Source organism: Nocardia vinacea NBRC 16497 (assembly GCF_000308835.1).
In the GTDB taxonomy this organism is placed as follows: domain Bacteria; phylum Actinomycetota; class Actinomycetes; order Mycobacteriales; family Mycobacteriaceae; genus Nocardia; species Nocardia vinacea.
The window spans coordinates 20,825-40,409 of sequence record NZ_BAGN01000069.1 but is presented as its reverse complement, the minus strand read 5'-3'; the positions used below and the strand labels follow the sequence as shown (position 1 = coordinate 40,409).

Here is a 19,585-nt window from a genome sequence, read left to right as displayed (position 1 = left end):
AAGCGCGCTCCCATTACCGTTGAACGAACTGGTCAACGCGGTACCTCCGATTGGGCGCCCACCCCGCTCACCATGCTTCGCACTTGCCGCGCTGCAACCGACAGCGTGGCGAGATCGTGGGTTCCGGACTCGAACAACTCCGACAGCGCTGCCCGAGCGCGCCCGAGCCGGGACTGGTTCTTCGACTCCCAGTATGCAATCTTCTCGTCCGCTGTCTCCTCCGGGTCGCCGCCGGAGAGCACATCGAGGGTCAGCGAGCGCAGCGATCCGTACATATCGTCGCGCAGTGCGAGCCGGGCCAGCGCATGCCAGCGATCGCCGCGTTCCAGGTGGCTGACCGCCTGCAACAGCCAATCGATCTTGAGGTGATCGTTGAGCGCGTAGTACAGCGAGCCGACCTCGTCGCCGCTGCGATCGGTGATATCTGCGATATCCAACACATCGAGCAGCGGGAACAGGTTCAGCAGCCCGAAGACCTCGGTGGCGAGGTCGGTCGGCGCGCCGCGCGCGATCACTTCGGCGGACTGATCGGTCAGCGTCGAGACGTGATGCCCGCGCAACCACCCGGGCACCTGCGGCGCCAATTCCCGCACGCCCCGGCTGTACCGGTTGATCTCGGCGCCGACCGCGATCGGCTGCGGACGGTTGCTCAGCAACCAGCGCGAGGCGCGGTCCAGCGTGCGCTTGGTCTCCAGTTCGAGTTCGTCGCGCACCGATACCGGGGCGTCGGTGTCCCGGATCCGCGCCCACATATCGTGCAGATCGAAGATCTCGCTGGCCGCCGCGAATGCGCGCACCGCGTCGGTCGAGCTGGCGCCGATCTCCTCGGTCAGCCGATGGGCGTAGGAGATGCCGCCGTAGTCGACCATCTCGTTCACCACCATGGTGGTGGTGATCTCACGACGCAGTCGGTGCCGCTTGATGGCGGTGCCGAAACGCTCGCGCAACGGTGTCGGGAAGTACTCCGGCAGCCGGGTGGCGAAGTACGCGATATCCGGCAGATCGGTTTCCAGCAGGTCGGCCTTGAGCGAAAGCTTCACATGCGCCATGAGATTGGACAATTCAGGTGACGCGAGACCCGTGCCCTCCTCGAACCTGCGCTTGATCTCCACCTCCGAGGGCAGCGCCTCGAGCTCGCGATCCACCCCGCGACGCGCCTCCAGATCTTCGATGAGCCGCTCGTGCACATTCAGCATCCGGGGCGCCTCGGCCCGGGAGATGCCCATCAAGAAGTTCTGGGAGACATTGTCCTGCAACACCATCTGGGCGACCTCATCGGTCATCGAGGCGAGCAGCGGATTGCGTTCGGCTTCGGGCAGTACGCCCGCGCTGACCACGCCGTCGAGCAGCACCTTGATATTGACCTCGTGGTCGGAGCAATCGACCCCGGCGGAGTTGTCGAGTGCGTCGGTGTTCATCTTGCCGCCGTTGCGGCAGAACTCGATTCGGCCGAGTGCGGTCGCACCCAGATTGCCGCCCTCGCCGATCACCTTGACCCGCAGCTGATTTCCATTGACGCGCACCGTGTCATTGGACTTGTCGCCGACCTCGGCATTGGTCTCGGTACTCGCCTTGATGTAGGTGCCGATGCCGCCGTTCCACAGCAACTGCACCGGTGCGAGCAGGATCGCCCGTACCAACTCCGGCGGTGACAGCGCGACCACATCATCGGCCAGCCCCAATGCCTTTCGCGCCTGCGGGCTGATCGGCACCGACTTCACGGTGCGATCCCAGACGCCACCGCCGGTGCTGATCAGCGAGGTGTCATAGTCGGCCCAGGACGAGCGCGGCAGTGCGAACATCCGCTGCCGCTCCCGGAACGACGTCGCCGCGACGGGATTCGGATCCAGGAAGATATGCCGGTGGTCGAACGCGGCTACCAGGCGGATGTGCTCGGACAGCAGCATGCCGTTGCCGAAGACGTCGCCGCTCATATCACCGACCCCGGCGACCGTGAAGTCGGTTGTCTGCGTATCGATATCCATCTCGGCGAAATGCCGTTTGACGCTCTCCCACGCCCCCTTGGCGGTAATGCCCATCGCCTTGTGGTCGTAACCCGCCGAACCACCGGAGGCGAATGCGTCACCGAGCCAGAAGCCGTAGCGCTGGGCCACATCGTTGGCGATATCGGAGAAGGTCGCGGTGCCCTTATCGGCGGCCACCACCAGGTAGGTATCGTCGCCGTCGCGGCGGATCACCCGCGCGGGCGGCAGTACCGCACCGGTCGCGCGGTCGACATTGTCGGTGACATCGAGCAGTCCGGAGATGAAGGTCCGATAGCATTCGACGCCCTCCGCGCCGAGTGCCTGCCGATCCGCGGTCGGATCACCGGTGGCGGCGGGCGGCTGCTTCACCACGAATCCGCCCTTGGCACCGACCGGCACGATCACCGCGTTCTTCACCGCCTGCGCCTTCACCAGGCCCAGGATCTCGGTGCGGAAATCCTCCAAACGGTCCGACCAGCGCAACCCACCGCGCGCCACCGGACCGAAGCGCAGATGCACGCCCTCGACCCGCGGCGAGTACACGAAGATCTCGAATTGCGGCCTCGGCTTGGGCAATTCGGCGATCTCGCGGGGTTCCACCTTCACCGAGACGTACCCGCGCGAATTGCCCTGGGCATCGGTCACGTAGTAGTTCGTCCGCAGCGTCGCCTTGACCAGCGAGAGGATCGCACGCAGGATCCGGTCGGCGTCCAAGCTGACGACCTCATCGATGCGGCCGCGGACCCGGGTCTCCAACTCGGCGGCGTGCTCGGCCGATTCGGTATCGGGATCGAACCGCGCCGCGAACAGATCGACGAACAGCCGCGCGATATCCGGGTAGGCGAGCAGCACCCTGGTGATATTGGCCTGGCTGTACGGGAAGTCGGCCTGCTGCAGGTACTTCGCGTACATCCGCAGGATCGATACGGCCCGCCACGTCAGCCGGGCGCGCAGCACGAGTTCATTGAGCCCGTCGGCTTCGCCACGCCCGAACCAGACCGCTTCGAAGGCCTCGGTGAACCGGTCGTGCAGCCCACGCTCCTCCGATTCCAGCGCATCGGCTCTCGCCGAAGACTCCAGCAGTTCCGCGTCCAGATCCCGGTCCAATGAACTGCGCAGCAATTCCGGCCTGGCCAGCAAGCCGAAGTCATAGATCCAGCGTTCCCCGCCGTCATCGCCGAGCACCGGATCCAAGAGAATCTGATACGGCCGCTCGTCGACCACCTCGACACCGAGGCTCTGCAGCACCGGCAGCACCTGGCTCAGCGAGATGCCGCTGCCGCCGATGTAGAGCGTGAACCGCCACGAACCCGGCACCGAATCCGCACGGCGATACAGGTGTTGGTCGATGGAACCCGAAGCGAGGCCCTCCAGCCGGACCACATCGGCCAGTGCGCGCTCGGCGGCGAAATCCTGTTTGTACGCCTCCGGAAATGCCTCCGCGTAGCGCTGCACCACCCCGGGATCCAGCACGGTCGAGGTGCTCACCGCATCGTTGAGGCGGTCGTCCCAGGTGTGGGTCGCCTCGGCGAGCAGGTTCTGGATGCGCAGCCGATTGGCTTCGGAGGTGTCGGCCTGGGCCACCGATTCGCGCGGCACCCCGAGCTCGGACTCCGGCATGCGCACCGTGAAATACACACTGGCCAGCTCACTTTCGCTGACCCGCGCGGAGTAGTCGATGGAGACACCGCCCAGTTCGCGCACCAGGATTTCCTGCATCTCCAACCGCACCCGCGTGGTGTAGCGATCCCGAGGCAGATAAACCAGGCACGCGACGAACCGGCCGTAGCCGTCCGCGCGCAGGAACAGCCGAACCTGTCGGCGCAGACCGACATTCAGCACGGCGGTCGCGGTGCGACGCATGGTCTCGACATCGGAGGAGAACAGCTCGGTGCGCGGGAACGACTGGATGACCTCGAGCATGGCCTGTCCGGAGAACGAATCCAGATCGAAGCCGCTCTCCTCGATCACCGAACGCACCCGGCGCTCGATCACCGGGATATCCAGAACGTTCTCGTGCACTGCGGTCACCGTGAAGACACCGATGAACAGGTGTTCGCCGACGATCGTGCCGGCCTCGTCGAAGTCTGCGACGCCGATGAAGTACGGGTACACCGAGCGGTGCACGGTGGCGGGCACCAGGCCTTGGGTGAGCATGAGCAGCGGGCCGTCGCCGGCGTTGATCGGCACCCGGAAGTCGGTGCCGACATCGGGGCGCAGCACGCCGAGGCAGGTGCCGGGCAGCGGGTTCGAGATCGTCTGTCCCTGGTCTGCGCTGAGTTGGTAGCGGGCATAGCCGAGCACGGTGAAATTGCCACTGGCCAACCAGCGCAACAGATTCGCGGTATCGATCAGATCGGTATCGGGGAACGGCGCGTGGCCGGTTTTCGCCGCGACTTCCAGTTCATCGGCCAGATTGCTCTGCACCTGTTTGATGGCCTCGGTATCACCGATGACCTGACGCACGTCCGCGACCACATCCGGCATGGACTGCTCGATCCGGTCCAGCAGGGCCGCGCTGGTCGACGGGTGCAGTTGCAGATGCATCCACGATTCGCGCAGGCCATCGGTGCTGTTGCTGTCGACCTCGTGCGGCGCGGCGCTGGTCAGCCGTCCGTCCGGATCCCGCGTCACCTCGAAGATCGGGTGGATCACCTCGCTCACGCTGACGCCCATCCGGCTCAGCGACGAGGTGATCGACTCCACTAGCAGCGACATATCGTCGGTGACCAACTGCACCGCGGCGCCGAGGCCGGAGCCGTCATCGGGGTGATAGACCCGCACCAGCGCCCGCCCGACGGGGCGAGTCATCGCGAGTTCCATATGCCGCCGGAAAATCTGAGTGATCCCGGTGATCGCGCAGTCCACATCGCCCGCGTCGACGTGGCGGAAATACGCCTCCTCGAGGGTAGCGAGTTCACCGCGCAGCGACTGCGGCAAACCCGCGGCCCACGCCGCGCTGGACAATTCGGACGAGACCGTCATTTTTTCGCCAACTCCTCGGATTCGGTTCCGCAACAAAGTGACGCCGGTCCGAGAGTAGCTGTGCCATGCTGACGCGTGGGTGAAATCCCTTCTAAATGCAGGGTGTTCACCGATACCGCAGCGTTCGCCGCTTGATTGCCGAGGTGGTTGGTCCCGGCACAGCACCCGATCGGACCGACGACGTCAGGTAGACGCAATCGCGGTGGTAGCGACCCAATGCCCGGACTGCGCCTGCGCATGCACGCTCCCCACCATAGTCAGATCTTTGGAAGGGCGTGTGTCGACCGTATTTCCTTCGATGAAGACACTGCGCGATGCGTGTTCGCCGCAATTCCTTCGGCAGAACGACCCTTCGACGTGGTCATGCACAGATGGGATCGCCTCCACCCCGGTCCGCAACCCGGTGCGGTGGCTCGGCGCCGAAGGGTCTTCGGCAAAAGGGAACGTGGATTGCTCGGACTGCGCTTGCGCATGCACGCCGCCAACCGTATCCAGCGCGAGTGCTGCAGTGGCTCAGGCACACGTCACATCGTGACGTCGGATCTGACGCCTTATTCGCAAAGGGGATGAATCGCTAGGTAGTGAGCGCGATGCCTACATCGGCAAACAAGAGGCACGGTGCAGATCGCACCCGAACAACTCGCCGGCGCAACAGGTGTGCTCGGCCACGACCGAGCGGCCGACTCGAATGCCGAGCCCCCCACGGTCGCGGTACGCAAGCGATCGTCGCCGCAGCGGAACAGATCGCGCACCACGATCCAGCCGCCGCCCGCGACCTCATCCAAACCGGAGGCATCTGCCGCTTCGCCCCGACCGAAACATGATGTGGCGGCGCACCCTGCGGTAGTGGCGGAGGCGGCAAATTCAGCGCGGCCGGTGGACTCGACGGTGCCGGAGTGAACATCGGAGGTGGTACCTAGAGCCCAGCGCGGATGGGCGTCGGGCTGTCGCAAAGCCGTCCGACGGGGCAGTGCACTCGGCAACCGCCCCGCCGAACGCCGGGACTCAGTCGCGGGTGAGCTTGCGGTGCGTCACCCGATGCGGGCGGGCCGCCTCCGCGCCGAGGCGCTCGATCTTATTGGCCTCGTACGCCTCGAAGTTGCCCTCGAACCAGAACCACTTGGCCTCGTTGTCGGTATCGCCCTCCCACGCCAGGATGTGGGTGCAGGTGCGGTCGAGGAACCAGCGGTCGTGGGAGATGACCACGGCGCAGCCCGGGAACTGCTCGAGCGCGTTCTCCAGCGAACCCAGCGTTTCCACGTCGAGGTCGTTGGTCGGCTCGTCGAGCAGGATCAGGTTGCCGCCCTGCTTGAGGGTGAGCGCGAGGTTCAGGCGGTTGCGCTCACCACCGGAGAGCACCCCGGCCGGCTTCTGCTGGTCCGGGCCCTTGAAGCCGAACGCGCTGACGTAAGCGCGCGAGGGCATCTCCTGGTTGCCGACCTCGATGAAGTCCAGCCCGTCGGAAACGACCTGCCAGACATTCTTCTTCGGGTCGATGCCCGCGCGATTCTGGTCGACGTAGCTCAGCTTGACCGTATCGCCGACCTTCACCTCACCGCTATCGGGCGACTCGAGCCCGACGATCGTCTTGAACAGCGTGGTCTTACCGACACCGTTCGGGCCGATTACACCGACAATGCCGTTGCGCGGCAAGGTGAACGACAGATCCTTGATGAGCTGACGGTCGCCGAAGCCCTTGTCCAGATGCTCGACCTCGACGACCACATTGCCCAGGCGCGGACCCGCCGGGATCTGGATCTCCTCGAAGTCCAACTTCCTGTGCTTCTCGGCCTCGGCAGCCATCTCCTCGTACCGGCCGAGGCGGGCCTTGTTCTTGGCCTGGCGGGCCTTGGCGCCGGAACGCACCCAGGCCAGCTCTTCCTTCAGCCGCTTCTGCAGCTTCTGATCCTTCTTGCCTTGGACCTCGAGACGCTGGGCCTTCTTCTCCAGGTAGGTGGAGTAGTTGCCCTCGTAGGGGTAGGCGCGGCCGCGGTCGAGTTCGAGGATCCACTCGGCGACATTGTCGAGGAAGTACCGGTCGTGCGTGACGGCGAGGACGGCGCCCTGGTAGGAGGCCAAGTGCTGCTCGAGCCACAGCACGCTCTCGGCGTCGAGGTGGTTGGTCGGTTCGTCGAGCAGCAGCAGGTCGGGCTTGCTGAGCAGCAGCTTGCACAGTGCGACGCGGCGGCGCTCACCACCGGAGAGGTTGGTGACCGGCTCGTCCGGCGGCGGGCAGCGCAGTGCGTCCATGGCCTGCTCGAGCTGGGAGTCGACATCCCAGGCATCGGCGTGGTCGAGGTACTCCTGCAGCTTGCCCATTTCGTCCATGAGCTCATCGGAGTAGTCGGTGGCCATGAGTTCGGCGATCTCGTTGAAGCGATCCAGCTTCACCTTGACCTCGCCCAGGCCCTCCTCGACATTGCCGCGAACCGTCTTCTCCTCGTTCAGCGGCGGCTCCTGCTGCAGGATGCCCACCGTGGCACCCGGGGAAAGGAAGGCGTCTCCGTTGTTCGGCTGGTCCAGTCCGGCCATGATCTTCAGCACGCTGGATTTACCCGCGCCATTGGGGCCGACGACGCCGATCTTCGCGCCGGGAAGGAAGTTCAAGGTGACATCGTCGAGCACGACCTTGTCGCCGTGCGCCTTGCGAACCTTCTTCATTTGGTAGATGAACTCAGCCATACAGGGAAGCCTATCGGTGTGGGTATGGATGGAATGCAGCAGAGCCACCACTGTCGCCGGGGGTATCCGGCCTGCGGTCAAGCGTCGACGGGCTCGGTATCCGTGAGCCGGGGCGGTGCGGAAGTCAGGGACGCCGCGTCCTCCCCCGGTCCCTCCCCATCGACGCGTGCCCGATCATCAGCGCTGGATCGGTCACAACTATTCCGTGCCAGGGTACTGGGTCCCGACGCCGCGCCCGACACCGCGCGCCGGACCACCTGTGCGGTGCAGCGGGACAGGTCCGGCCCGATCGAGGTGGCGCGCATCTCGACATCACGCCGCTCCACGCCATCCCTGGCCCGGTACTCGTGGGTGCGCAGCTGACCGTAGGCGATCACCGGATCGCCGCGCCGCAATGAGGCGTCGACACCGACCACCAGACGACGCCAGCAGCTGACGGTGAGGTACAGGGTCCCGCTGTCGACCCATTCAGCCGTCTCCGGATTGAACCGCCGGGAATTACTCGCCATCCGGAAGCTCACGACCTGCTCACCATTGGCCAGATCGCGCTTGACCGGATGGGTCACCACGGTCCCGATCACGGTAACCATCGATTCGTACATCATTCCGCCCCTTTACATTTCGATCCGTCCGGCTCCCGGGTCCCTCACCGGGACGCCCTTTCAGCCTGACGGCTCCGCGCCCCCTCCGGCCGACCCGATTCCCGAATGTGGACAACCTCGCTACATGTGGACAGTCGCCGCTTCAAACATCCCCGAGCGAGTTAGAACACCCCCAGATCGGTGTTGGCGCCACACAGCACGATCACCGGCCGCTCACCCTCGGCAGGCACATACGCACCGCTCTGCACGGCGGCCAATGCCGTCGCCCCGGCGAGTTCCACCACGACGCGGAACTCGCGCCACAGATATTCGCGAGCGGTCGAGATGGCGTCATCGGTCACCAGCAGCGATCGGACTTCATAGCGTCGCGCGACATCCAGCGCGATATCCCCGATTCGATTGGCGCCCAAGGAATCCGCCGCGATGCTGCGGACGTTCACATCCACCGGACGGTCCGCTTGCAGCGCGGCGTTCAGTGTCGGAATGCCCTCCGGTTCGACACCGACCACCTGCTGGCGCCGCCCCAACGCCGCGGCGACCCCGGCGACCAACCCGCCGCCACCGACCGCGACCAGCACCGGCGGCCGCCCGCGCACCTGCTCCTCCAACTCCAGCCCGACCACACCGGCACCGGCGACCACGGCAGGCAAGTCGTAGGCGTGCAGTTGCAGCGCGCCCCGCTCTTCGGCAAGTTCGGTCGCGTATTTGTAGGCCTCGGCGTAAGTCGTTCCGTGCCACAGCACTTCGGCGCCGTAGGACCACATCGCGGCCACCTTGGTATGCGGCGCCGACTCCGGAACCACCACCGTGCACGTCTTGCTGAGCCGAGCAGCAGCCAGCGCGGCCGCGATCCCGGCGTTACCACCGGAAGCGATCACCACATGGTCGACCTGAGCCGACGACTCCAACAGCGCGTTGAAGCTGCCGCGCACCTTGAATGTCCCACCGTGCTGCAGGTACTCGAGTTTCAGCGTGACCGGAACCGGCCCGTTCGGTCCGACGATCGAGGTGTGGAATACCGGCGTCTTGCGCACCTGACCGGCCAGCCGTCTGCGGGCCGCCCGCACGTCGGATCGATATACCCGCCGGGCGTGCCTGTTCTCGACCATCGCGGTACTCCGCTCACTCACGCTTGCACCTCGATGGGAGCTCAATGACGTATTCCTCGATCACGCTTGGCCAGTTCGGCGAACATGGCATTGTGGGCGGCCAACTCCGCGTCGTGGTCGCGATCGGCGGCCCGGTCGGTCCGTTTCGCGAGTTTCGCATCGCTGCGTGACCACTGTATGAGCAGTGCCAACATCACCACGACCAACGGCACCTCACCGCTGGCCCACGCCAGGCTACCGCCGGTGCGCTGATCACCGAGCAGATCACTGTTCCAGCCGAGGGCAAGACTGCGGAAGAACCAGCCACCCATCACGGTGGTCATGCTCATCAGCGCGATGCCGAAGAAGGCGTGGAAGGGCAGGGACCCGAACACCATGCCCAGCTTGGTCAGCGGCTGCACCTGGCGCGGCTTGGGGTCGATGCCGATGACCACCCAATAGAACAGATAGCCACTGAGCAGGAAATGCAGATTCATCATCAGATGCGCCGCGTGGGAGTCGACGAACGAGTCGTAGATGCCGCCCATGTAGAGGGCGTAGAACCCGCCGACGAAGATCACCGACGCGACGATCGGATGGGTCAGAAAACGCGAGACCGGATTGTGCACCGCGGCCAGAATCCACTCCCGCGGCCCGGGAACGCCACCGCGCCCGGCCGCGGGCAACGCCCGCAGCGCCAGGGTGACCGCACCGCCGAGCGCGAACAGAATCGGCGCAAGCATCGATAACGCCATGTGCTGCCCCATGTGCACGCTGAAGACCGCGGGCGAGTATCGCCCGACCCCCGACGAGGTGGCGAAAAGCAGGATTGCGCAGGCCGACAACCAGGCGATGGTCCGCCCGACCGGCCAGGCATCGCCCCGCGCGCGCAACCGCCGCACCCCCAGCAGGTACAGCACGGCAAGCACGATGGCCAGCGTGCCGAAGATCAAGTCGAAGCGCCAGTCGAACAGTATTCGCGAGGTCGTCGGCGGACCGTCGAGGTTGTAGCCGAGCTCCACCTCGGTGGGTGTCGGCACGCTGGTCGGCGGCGGTGGCGGCGTGCGCCCCAACCCGACGGCCAGACCCATGGTCGCCGCGAAGATCAGCACCTCCAGCCCACCGAATCGGATGAGCGCGGCGCGGTCACGCGGATTCGCGGCGAGCGCCGGAAGGCTGGCGCGACGCTGCAGATATCCGAATACGCCGAGCACTACCAGTGCACCGGCCTTGGCGAGCACGAGTCGGCCGTAGGTGGTGGTGAACAGATCGCTCCACGGCACCCGCACCCAGGAATTGATCACACCGCTGACGCCGATCACGACGAAGGCGATGGTGGCGGTGAGCGAGAACCGCCTGGCCGCGACATCGGTGTGTTCGCCACCGCGCATCGCATGCGCGAGCACCGCGAACAAGCCGCCGACCCATACCGCCGCCGAAACCAGATGCAGGATCAAACTGTTGGTGGCCAGGTCGTGCGCACCACCCGCGGACGAATGCCCGGTCAGCGCCAGCGGCATCATGGTCACGATCGCGCCACCGAACAGCACCGGGGCCCATCCCCAACGCAGCGCGAGTCGGCAACCCACCGCGACGATCAGCGCGAACACCGCCGTTGTCCGCCATGCCTGGGCCAACTCCACCTGACCGATGGCGTGCCACAACTGCTCCGGCCGCCAGATCCGCCCCACCGGCTGTCCGGTGGTGTCCGACACTGTCAGCGGTATCAGCAGTACCGCGCAGCATGCCCAGGTCAATGCGAAGTTCGAGGCGCGCCGCAGTGCACGATATCCGCCGACATCGAGCAGCCCATTGGCCTGCGGCGGTACCAGGAATGCGGCGAGCAGCAGCGAGCCGACGGTCAGCGCCGCGGACAGATCGGCGAGTGCGCGCACCGCGGGCAGGCCATAGGTGGTCAGCGGTCCCGGATCCGGAATGCCGAGCAGACTCAGCGCCTGCGCCGCCGACAGTCCGACGATCATCGCGGCGACCACCGCAGCGATCGCACCGGCCAGCACCGTCAATGTCGCGAAGGTCGCCCCGGAGCCCGGCTTACCCGCTTCGAGCTCGGGTGCGACGGACGAGTCCTGCGGTGACGACATGGCACTGAGCGTAGTCGGCCCTTAATGCGTGGCCCGGCGGGGTTTGGGCGGATATGGTTGCTGACGAATCGGAGGTGCGATGTCGCTCATGCCGCGACTCGCTTGGCCCACACCGTAGGTGGCTGAAATGTTGCTGAAGCTAAGAACCTAGCCATCTGGACGGTCGCTATACTTGGCGCGCTGGACAGTACGGCCAATGTCGGCCATGGTGGAACCCACTGCCTCCGTAGCTCAGTTGGATAGAGCAAGGGCCTTCTAATCCCTAGGTCGCAGGTTCGATTCCTGCCGGGGGCGCCACGCAGCCCGTCCGTTCGCATTTATGCGGGCAGACGGGTACCGCGCACGTCGTCTCACCCTCTGTCGACCGTACGCGGATCCATGTCCGAGGGGTCGTCCCCCGGTCACGCCAAGGAACTCACCGATTCAGTTGTCACGTCTGTGACCGATATCCCATCCGAATAGCCCGAAGTATGCAGAGGTCACGGCCTGCCGTGAGATAGGTACCACACCAGAGCAGCCCCTAAACGGGGTAAATCAGACTTCTTCAGCGACTCACCAAGCCCCAGCCGGTATTTCTAATGAGACGGTTCGGAGTCCGCCGCAATCTGGATGGCCTCCAGCACGTTTCGGCGGTGCCTGGGAACCAGCTTCCGGCCAGTCCTTGCGGTCAGACATTGTCCAGGCGGCGGGCGCCATCAAACCGGACGACGTGTCGAATGGTGTGCCAACAGCCACGCCGAATGGATCGACGGCCCTATAGCTGCGCGGGAACAGGTACCTGAGCGGCTGGCGTCTAGCCGGCAACGCCGACGCGCTGGCACAGTTCCCGGACATCGTCGCGCATCCCTGACGGAGGGCGCTTCGCTAGGGCGTGCAGCATCTCGCGGGCATAGCCGTTGTACCGAATCGTTTCGGACGCGGTGCGCTCCGACTTGTCGAGCATGGCAAGGACGGCGGTCGACTCGTCGCGCTGGAAATGGGCGCGGGCGACCTCGATGAAATGGCGGCTCCGACGCGGCAGCGAGACTATCCGGTCAGCATCGAATTCGTTGGACGCACGCAACGCTTCCCCGGGTCGGCGCAGCTCTACTCCGAGCGTGGTCGCGTGGGCGGCCATCACCGGCATCGAGAACGAGGTCTGCACATGCCGATACCCCGCGCCTAGCTTGCGAGCAGTCCGGTCGGCGCGTTCCCAATGTTCCCAGGCTTCGCCGTAGCGTCCGCGGCGCGCGTGCACATAGGCGATCTCGGCCTCGAGAGCACCCGCGATTCCGCGCCAATCGTCGGCGGTCTCGTCCCTGTCCAGGTACGGCGAGATTCTGTCTATCGCGTTGCGCGCCAACACTATCGCCTCGAACCAGCGGCCCGAGTCCCGCAAGGCCTGCACCATTGCCCACGCGCTACACGCGATGATGTATGGGTCGTCGGCTTCGTACGACTCGTTCAGCGCACGGTCGGCGACGAGCCAAACCAGCTCGGGCGCAGGCTGATACGCGACGTAGAAGTCAGCGAGTTGATAAACACCGGCCAACACCCGCCGGGCGGCTCGGCGTTCGTCCCCGGTCGAGCGAGCCGCGCGCTGCGCATCCCTGATCAATCCGGGCAGTAGCGCGCCGAGCTGACTGCGGTGATCCGGGCTGGCGTGACGCACACGCCACGCCTGCCGCAGCCGCTCGGCCACGTGCTCGGCGCTTACCGGTCGTTCGGCTGGGCTCAGCCGGAAGTCGGTCAGTGCCGCTTGCACTTCGTTCAGTGCGGAGTGCCGCTCACCAGCGAACACCGACACCGGTACGGCATGGTCGTTGCCGGTCAGCTCGGCCAGGTCTTCGAGCTCGAGGGCTCGCGCGATCCGCAAAAGCATTGGCAGCCGGGGAGTTTGGATGCGTCCGTTCTCTACCGCCTTGAGCCATTCGGCCGACCGGCCGACCAGTCCCGACAGTACGGGCCGTGACATACCGATGCGCTCACGCTGCCACTTGATCCGCTCGCCGACTGGCGCGCTGTCGTCAGGGCTGTACATCGCCTCACCCCTTCACCCGGTTGGTTCGAGTGGTTCCAGCGTAGCCGGACGTGGGCGCATCGGCGGGGGTACAAACCGTACCCGACCACCTAGAAACGGGCACTTAGCGTGCTTCCCAGCCCCGCCGTCGGGTCGATGCCGCACCCTCGGCACCTCGGCGGCGGGAGCCAACCAACCGGAGGACGTAAAGGGGGTACGCAATGAAAGAATCAGCGCGACTCGATGACGAGGACGCCCGGAAACTGGCGATTGCACCGGAGGACAGTCCGCGATATCTCGAACGCGCCGATGGAGCATGGTCTCTCGTCGACGACGAGGGATGGGAAGTCGAACCGGAAATCGTCGCCGACCGCAATGACATCGGTAGCGGGACCGAGCGGCAGATATTCGTTGCGCCGCAGCCGTTGTGCGATTTCGCGGACGTGGAGCTGGCACACGCGCTGTCGCAACAGCATCGCGCGTGCCGTATCCATCAGTGCGTGTGGAAAGCGGCGGCCCAGCACACACTCGTCATGGCCGGTCGACTGGTCCCGCAGTCGATGAGCCCGCGCGAACGCGCCGCCGTACGGGGTATCGACTACCCACCGACACCGGGGACCGACAAACCGCGACGGGGCGGCCCCACACTGGAGACGTTACGAGAGGTACTGGACCGGCTCGAGTCCCTGGCGCACGACCCCGACGATGCGCGCACCCGATAGCCCACATCCGCGAACGGACATGTACCGCACCGAGGTGGACGGCTGGCTGGCCGAATGGCGAATCGACCGCTCTCGGATTCGAATGATGTTGGTATGCAACGGGTCCGAGGAGCCCTTGGTTTCGTTCACCCCAGCATCCGCCCCCGACCTCGTGCAGATGCGCGAGCAATTCCCCGCACTATCACGGTTGTGGGATGCGATTCGACACGCGTATTGGACGGAAGTTGTTCGCCCAACGAGACATCCGCGAGAACGGTACTAACTCAGGCCGAAGAATTCATGGAGATCGGCGGGGATTGCGGTGCGATCGGGTTGGAATATCTCGATCAGCAATCTGTCGGGTCCTCCGGCTATGGCGTAGGAGGCGGTCGGCTCGCGTCGGATGCTCGTGACCGAAACACCTTGGGCGCGCAGGTGTTCGACGAGGGATTCCAGTTCGTCGGTGGCGAGGTGGCAGACAGGCGCGCCGGCCGATGATCTTGGCCTGAGAACGATTCGATGGCGTCTGGATGGTCGAAACATCAGTCTTCGGTTGACTGAATTCTCGAATCGACCGAGGCGGTCGCCTGAGTCAACCGTGTGCCGATCGCCTCGATCTCGACGGTGGACAGCGCACGCAACGGATGGACGCTCACGAGTAACGCGACCCGACGCCGGTGGTCGAACACTGGCGCGGCGATGGTAATCACGGGTTGCGCTTCGCGTGCGGGGTCGTCTTCGGCGACGAAGCCGATGGTGGCGAATTCGGCGAGCAACTGCTCCAGGATCTGCTGCGCACGGGGCGGGAGACTGTCCCCGCGCAGCGTACCGACCAGGTACGCGTTTTGCGCCAGAGCCGGTGTGGTCCAGTCGATATCGAATCCGCGCTCGCGGGTACGGGCGAGGACCCGCTCGAGGCGCTGCTGGACCGCGGCGTCGGTGGTCGTGGCGCGCCGGATCCACGCACGTTGTTCGTCGGGGGTGTCCCATGCGGCGAAGGCGACACCGAACGGCGGAGCGTAGGGGATCCGGTCTCCCGGAATGCCGGCGCCCTGAGGCGTGTCGCCGCCCTCGATCGCGGTGATCATCAGCGCGTCGTCGACCCGCTCGACCACGGCGGCGGGGTAGCCGACGTCGCGGCTGACGGCGAGCGCCGCAGCGCGTGCGGCGTGCGTCAGCGGCCGCGCGGTATCGGCGTGCGCCGCCACTACCGCCAGCGCGGGCCCCAGCCAGTAGGTCTTGTCGACGGGATCGCGGCTGGCCCAGCCACGATCGCACAGCGTCATCAGGATCGCGTGGGCAGTGCCCTGGGTGAGGCCGAGTTCGCGCGCGATATCGGAAAACCGCAACCGGGTGGCACCGGCCCGCGCCAGCAGCTCGACGACATCGAGTGCCCGGGCTGTCGGGGCAGAGGTTGCTCCAGGAATGGCCTTGACTCCTCATCGCCACAGTACATAGCATTCATCGAATTCTCGAAAGACTATCTCTAGTATTCGAGAATCGCAAGCGAAGGAGCATCGGGTGCGTGCGGTGGTTTTACGACAGGGACGGCTCGGTATCCGAGAAATCCCGGACCCGGTGCCGGGGCCCGGCGAATTACTTGTCAAAACGCTGAGTACGGCGATCTGCGGGTCCGATGTGCACTTCATGGACCACCCCGAATTAGGTATCGAAGATCCGACGGGCCGGTCGCTGTATGCCGCCGATCGCGACATCGTCCTCGGGCACGAATTCGTCGGCGAAGTCCTCGCCCACGGGCCGGGTTGTTCCGATCGGTTCCCGGTCGGTGCCCGGGTGACGTCGATACCGATCCGACTGGTGAACGGTGGGGCCGACGGCACGCGGATCATCGGGCAGCACCCCGAAGCGCAGGGCAGTTTCGGTGAGCTGGTCGTCATCTCGGAGGCGATCGCGAGACAGGTGCGCAGCGATGTCTCCGACGACGCGGTCGCGTTGACCGACGCCTTCGCGGTCGGCGAGTTCTATGTGCGGATCGCCGATGTGCGGCCCGACGAGATCGCGATCGTCATCGGGGCCGGGGCGATCGGCTTATCGGCCGTTGCCGCGCTGGCGGGCCGCGGCGTCGAGCCGATCATCGTGGCGGACTACAACGGCGAACGCCGGGCCCTGGCCCGCGACGAGTTCGGTGCGCACATCCTGGTCGACCCGGCCGAACGCGCACCGTTCGAGGTATGGCGGCAGGTCAGAGCCGAACGCAACCTGTGGGGCCCGGCCGTGGTGTTCGAGTGCGTCGGCGTCCCTGGCCTGCTCCAGAATCTCGTCGAATCCGCGGACATGGGCACCCGCCTGTATTGCGCCGGCGGCTGGTACACCGGTGACACGCTGGACGTCACCACCGCGACCCGCCGAGGCGTCTCGATCCAATTCGGCGGCGGACCGATGCCACAGGACTGGTACGGCACGCTCGACGCCATCGCCTCGGGCGGACTCGACCCGCTGCCGAGCATCGGGCAGATCATCACCCTCGACGAAGTCCCCGACGCGCTCGATCGGGCACGCAGATCCGAGGGCCCGCCACGCGTCATCGTCCACCCGAACGGAGCCCCCGCATGAGCGAATACGAAGACCGCCAGGACATTTCCGATGTGCTGGTGCGGTACGCGACCGGAATCGACCGGCGCGACTGGACACTGTTCCGCACCGCGTTCACCGACGACTGCGAACTCGACTACGGCAACATCGGCACCTGGCACGGCATCGACGCGGTCACCGAGTTCATGACACAGTCGCACGCGGCGGCGGGCCACACCCTGCACCGCCTGAGCAACCAGGCGATCGCCGTCGACGCCGACACCGCCGAAGCGCGCACGTATGTCGACGGACTGATCATGGCCCCCGACAACGATTCCGGCGTCAATGCCGTCGGCTACTACGACGACCACCTCGTGCGCACACCCGACGGCTGGCGCATCGCGCGTCGCCGCTTCACCGTCGTACGCATCAGCTCGGTCGGAATCGTCGCGAACGTGAGCACGGCCGGAGGCGATGCAGCATGAGTTTCGCGGACAAATACGGTCCTTGGGCGCTCGTCGCCGGTGCGTCCGACGGGGTCGGCGCCGCCTTCGCCGAGCGCATCGCCCGCGACGGTGTCAACGTCGTCCTGCTGGCCCGCCGGCAACACGTGCTCGACCAGGTCGCGGCCGGAATCGGGAAACGCACCGGCACACAAACCCGCACGCTCGCAATCGATCTCGCACAAGCGGGCGCGGCCCAGGTCGTCGCCGACGCCACGCAGGATCTCGACATCGGCCTGCTGGTGTACTGCGCAGGCGCCGATCCCCGCTTCGAGTCGTTTCTGACCAGCCCGGTCACCGCCGCCGAATCGCTGGTGCAGCGCAACTGCGTCGTCCCGATGCAGCTGTGCCATCACTACGCCCCGGCTATGGTGCGGCGCGGACGCGGCGGAATCGTGATCGTCGGCTCCGGCGCGGGACTCGCCGGAGCACCGAACATGGTCGCCTATGGCGCCAGCAAGGCTTTCGACATGGTCTTCACCGAAGCGCTGTGGGCCGAACTGCACGACAAAGGCATCGACGTGCTCGGATTGATCCTCGGCAAAACCGACACACCCGCCCTGCGCCGCCTGGAACACCATCGCGGTGTCCTCGCCTCGGAAAACGAAATACCGACCGACGCCACCCCGGCAGACGATGTCGTCACCGAGGCGTTCGACAACCTCACCAACGGACCGACCTGGATGGTCGGCGAACAAATGCGTGCCGCCGTCCAGATGATGGGCTCGATCTCCCGCAACGACGCCGTCAAATTCATCACCCAGGCCAGCGCCGACACCATGAGCCGGCACGACCCCCTCGAATGATCAGACCGCAGCCGATCAGGCGACACCCCGACAGGTACACCCGAGGCATCGATGACCTCGCCGTTGCACGCTGTTGCGGAGACATATTCGACGATCAGCGCTGGGGCAGCGATGACCGGCTTGACGACATCTACAACACAGACGGCGTTCCTAATGCGACGGTTCGGAGTCCGCCACCGTCTGGACCTCCTCGGTGGTGCTTCGGCGGCGCCTGAGGAACCAACCTCCGACCAGCACCGGAACCATGATCAGCGGTACGGCGACGATCGCGCTGCGCTGTTCTGCGCTCCCGCTGCTCGCCATCAGCGCCACTACACCGGCGAGGAATACCAAGGTGGCGATGCTGGTGTACGGGGTGCCGATCAGGCGGAACGCGGGGCGGGCCACGCGGCCGTCGCGCCACCAACGCCACAGCTGCAATTGGCACAGCACGATTGCCGCCCAAGCGGTGATCACACCGAGGGCAGACATATTCAGCACGATCTCGTATGCCTGCTCGGGGACCACCGCATTGAGTCCGACGCCGGTCAGGGCGATCGCACCGGTGGCCAGAATTCCGACGTACGGAACACCATTCGCCGACAGCTTGGCGGCGCGGGCGGGGGCGCTGCCGTTCATCGACATGGAGCGCAGGATTCGGCCCGTCGAGTACAGGCCCGCATTGAGGCTGGAGAATGCCGCCGTCAGCACCACGAGGTTCATGACGGAATCCGCACCCTCCACACCGATTTTGGCGAAGAACGTGACGAACGGACTCTGCCCCGCACGGAAGGCGGTGTAGGGCAGCAGCAGGCTGAGCAGGACCAGCGAACCGACGTAGAACACGGCAATGCGTGCGATCACCGAGTTGATGGCGCGCGGCATGATCTTCTCCGGATTTTCCGCCTCTCCGGCGGCGGTGCCCACCAATTCCACTGCGGAGTAGGCGAATACGACACCGGTCGTGACGACGACCAACGGCAGCAACCCGGTCGGGAACAGCCCGCCGTGGTCGCGCAGGACACCGGGCCCGGTACTTTCGCCCGCGATCCGGAAGCGGCCGACGAGGAAGACCGTGCCGATCACCAGAAAGCTCACCAGCGCAATAACTTTGATCAGCGCGGCCCAGAATTCCAGCTCACCGAACCAGCGCACCGACACCAGATTGATGGCCACCACCACGGCCAGCGCGATCAGCGCGATGACCCACTGCGGAATCGCGCCGAAGGCCGACCAATAGTGGACGTAAGTGGCGATGGCGGTGATGTCCACGATGCCGCTCATGCACCAGTGGAAGAAATACATCCAACCGACCGCATACGCGAGCTTCTCGCCGTAGAACTCGCGGGCGTAGGAAACGAACGATCCCGACGACGGACGGTGCAATACCAGCTCGCCCAGCGCGCGGAGCACGAAGAAGACGAACACTCCGCATACGGCGTAGACCAGAACCAGTCCGGGACCGGCGCTGGCCAACCGACCGCCCGCGCCGAGGAACAGTCCGGTGCCGATGGCACCGCCGATCGCGATCATCTGTAGCTGACGTGGACGAAGACTCTTCTGATACCCGGCGTCCTCGTCGTGCAATACGTCAGTCACCGTGGCCTCCAGCGCTCCCCGA

12 protein-coding genes and 1 tRNA gene are annotated in these 19,585 nt (G+C 65.6%); 5 read left to right on the top strand and 8 right to left on the bottom strand.

Annotation, left to right across the window (positions count from 1 at the left end):
- Window positions 1-32: 32 nt before the first annotated feature.
- From ON44_RS08175 to ON44_RS08150, 5 genes are all read right to left on the bottom strand, one after another.
- Window positions 33-4,970 carry an NAD-glutamate dehydrogenase gene (locus tag ON44_RS08175; RefSeq protein WP_040687585.1) on the bottom strand — a complete coding sequence of 1,646 codons (4,938 nt, stop codon included), beginning with the start codon at window positions 4,968-4,970 and terminating at the stop codon, window positions 33-35.
- A 1,005-nt stretch (window positions 4,971-5,975) separates the two neighbouring features.
- Window positions 5,976-7,652 (bottom strand): energy-dependent translational throttle protein EttA, encoded by a 1,677-nt coding sequence (gene ettA / locus ON44_RS08165; protein ID WP_040687582.1) that lies wholly within the window; start codon window positions 7,650-7,652, stop codon window positions 5,976-5,978.
- 77 nt (window positions 7,653-7,729) lie between these two features.
- Complete coding sequence (locus ON44_RS08160; protein ID WP_245567062.1) at window positions 7,730-8,257, bottom strand: single-stranded DNA-binding protein; 528 nt, start codon at window positions 8,255-8,257, stop codon at window positions 7,730-7,732.
- Window positions 8,258-8,415: 158 nt separating this feature from the next.
- Entirely contained in the window at window positions 8,416-9,363 is a 948-nt protein-coding gene (locus ON44_RS08155; RefSeq protein ID WP_040687580.1) for a threonine/serine dehydratase, read from the bottom strand.
- A gap of 41 nt (window positions 9,364-9,404) precedes the next feature.
- Window positions 9,405-11,444: a bifunctional copper resistance protein CopD/cytochrome c oxidase assembly protein gene (locus tag ON44_RS08150; RefSeq protein ID WP_040687579.1), complete on the bottom strand. Its 2,040-nt coding sequence runs from the start codon at window positions 11,442-11,444 to the stop codon at window positions 9,405-9,407.
- Between the two features lie 220 nt (window positions 11,445-11,664).
- On the opposite strand from ON44_RS08150, the gene ON44_RS08145 reads away from it, so the two are divergent.
- Window positions 11,665-11,741: transfer RNA gene (locus ON44_RS08145), tRNA-Arg, on the top strand.
- Window positions 11,742-12,237: 496 nt separating this feature from the next.
- On the opposite strand, the gene ON44_RS08140 is transcribed toward ON44_RS08145, so the two are convergent.
- Window positions 12,238-13,464: a helix-turn-helix domain-containing protein gene (locus ON44_RS08140; RefSeq protein WP_040687578.1), complete on the bottom strand. Its 1,227-nt coding sequence runs from the start codon at window positions 13,462-13,464 to the stop codon at window positions 12,238-12,240.
- A 200-nt stretch (window positions 13,465-13,664) separates the two neighbouring features.
- Here ON44_RS08140 and ON44_RS08135 point away from each other — a divergent pair, with 200 nt between their 5' ends.
- On the top strand, window positions 13,665-14,165 hold the full coding sequence (locus ON44_RS08135; RefSeq protein ID WP_040687577.1) for a hypothetical protein: 501 nt from the start codon (window positions 13,665-13,667) through the stop codon (window positions 14,163-14,165).
- Between the two features lie 521 nt (window positions 14,166-14,686).
- On the opposite strand, the gene ON44_RS08125 is transcribed toward ON44_RS08135, so the two are convergent.
- Window positions 14,687-15,571, bottom strand: a complete 885-nt coding sequence (locus ON44_RS08125; RefSeq protein WP_051181735.1) for a helix-turn-helix domain-containing protein — start codon at window positions 15,569-15,571, stop codon at window positions 14,687-14,689.
- Window positions 15,572-15,674: 103 nt separating this feature from the next.
- Between ON44_RS08125 and ON44_RS08120 the strand changes: the two genes are divergently transcribed.
- The 3 genes from ON44_RS08120 to ON44_RS08110 are packed head-to-tail and all read left to right on the top strand — an operon-like array spanning window position 15,675 to window position 17,985.
- Window positions 15,675-16,718 (top strand): zinc-binding dehydrogenase, encoded by a 1,044-nt coding sequence (locus ON44_RS08120; RefSeq protein WP_040687645.1) that lies wholly within the window; start codon window positions 15,675-15,677, stop codon window positions 16,716-16,718.
- The gene (locus ON44_RS08115; RefSeq protein WP_040687572.1) at window positions 16,715-17,161 is read left to right on the top strand and encodes a nuclear transport factor 2 family protein; all 447 of its coding nucleotides are present in this window, start codon (window positions 16,715-16,717) and stop codon (window positions 17,159-17,161) included. Before ON44_RS08120 ends, ON44_RS08115 begins: the two co-directional genes overlap by 4 nt.
- A complete protein-coding gene (locus tag ON44_RS08110; protein ID WP_040687570.1) occupies window positions 17,158-17,985 on the top strand; it encodes an SDR family NAD(P)-dependent oxidoreductase in 828 nt (275 codons plus the stop codon). The genes ON44_RS08115 and ON44_RS08110 overlap by 4 nt, the downstream gene beginning before the upstream one ends.
- A gap of 150 nt (window positions 17,986-18,135) precedes the next feature.
- Here the strand turns inward: ON44_RS08110 and ON44_RS08105 are convergent, their stop codons facing one another.
- Window positions 18,136-19,563 (bottom strand): amino acid permease, encoded by a 1,428-nt coding sequence (locus ON44_RS08105; protein ID WP_245567060.1) that lies wholly within the window; start codon window positions 19,561-19,563, stop codon window positions 18,136-18,138.
- Between the last annotated feature and the right edge of the window lie 22 nt (window positions 19,564-19,585).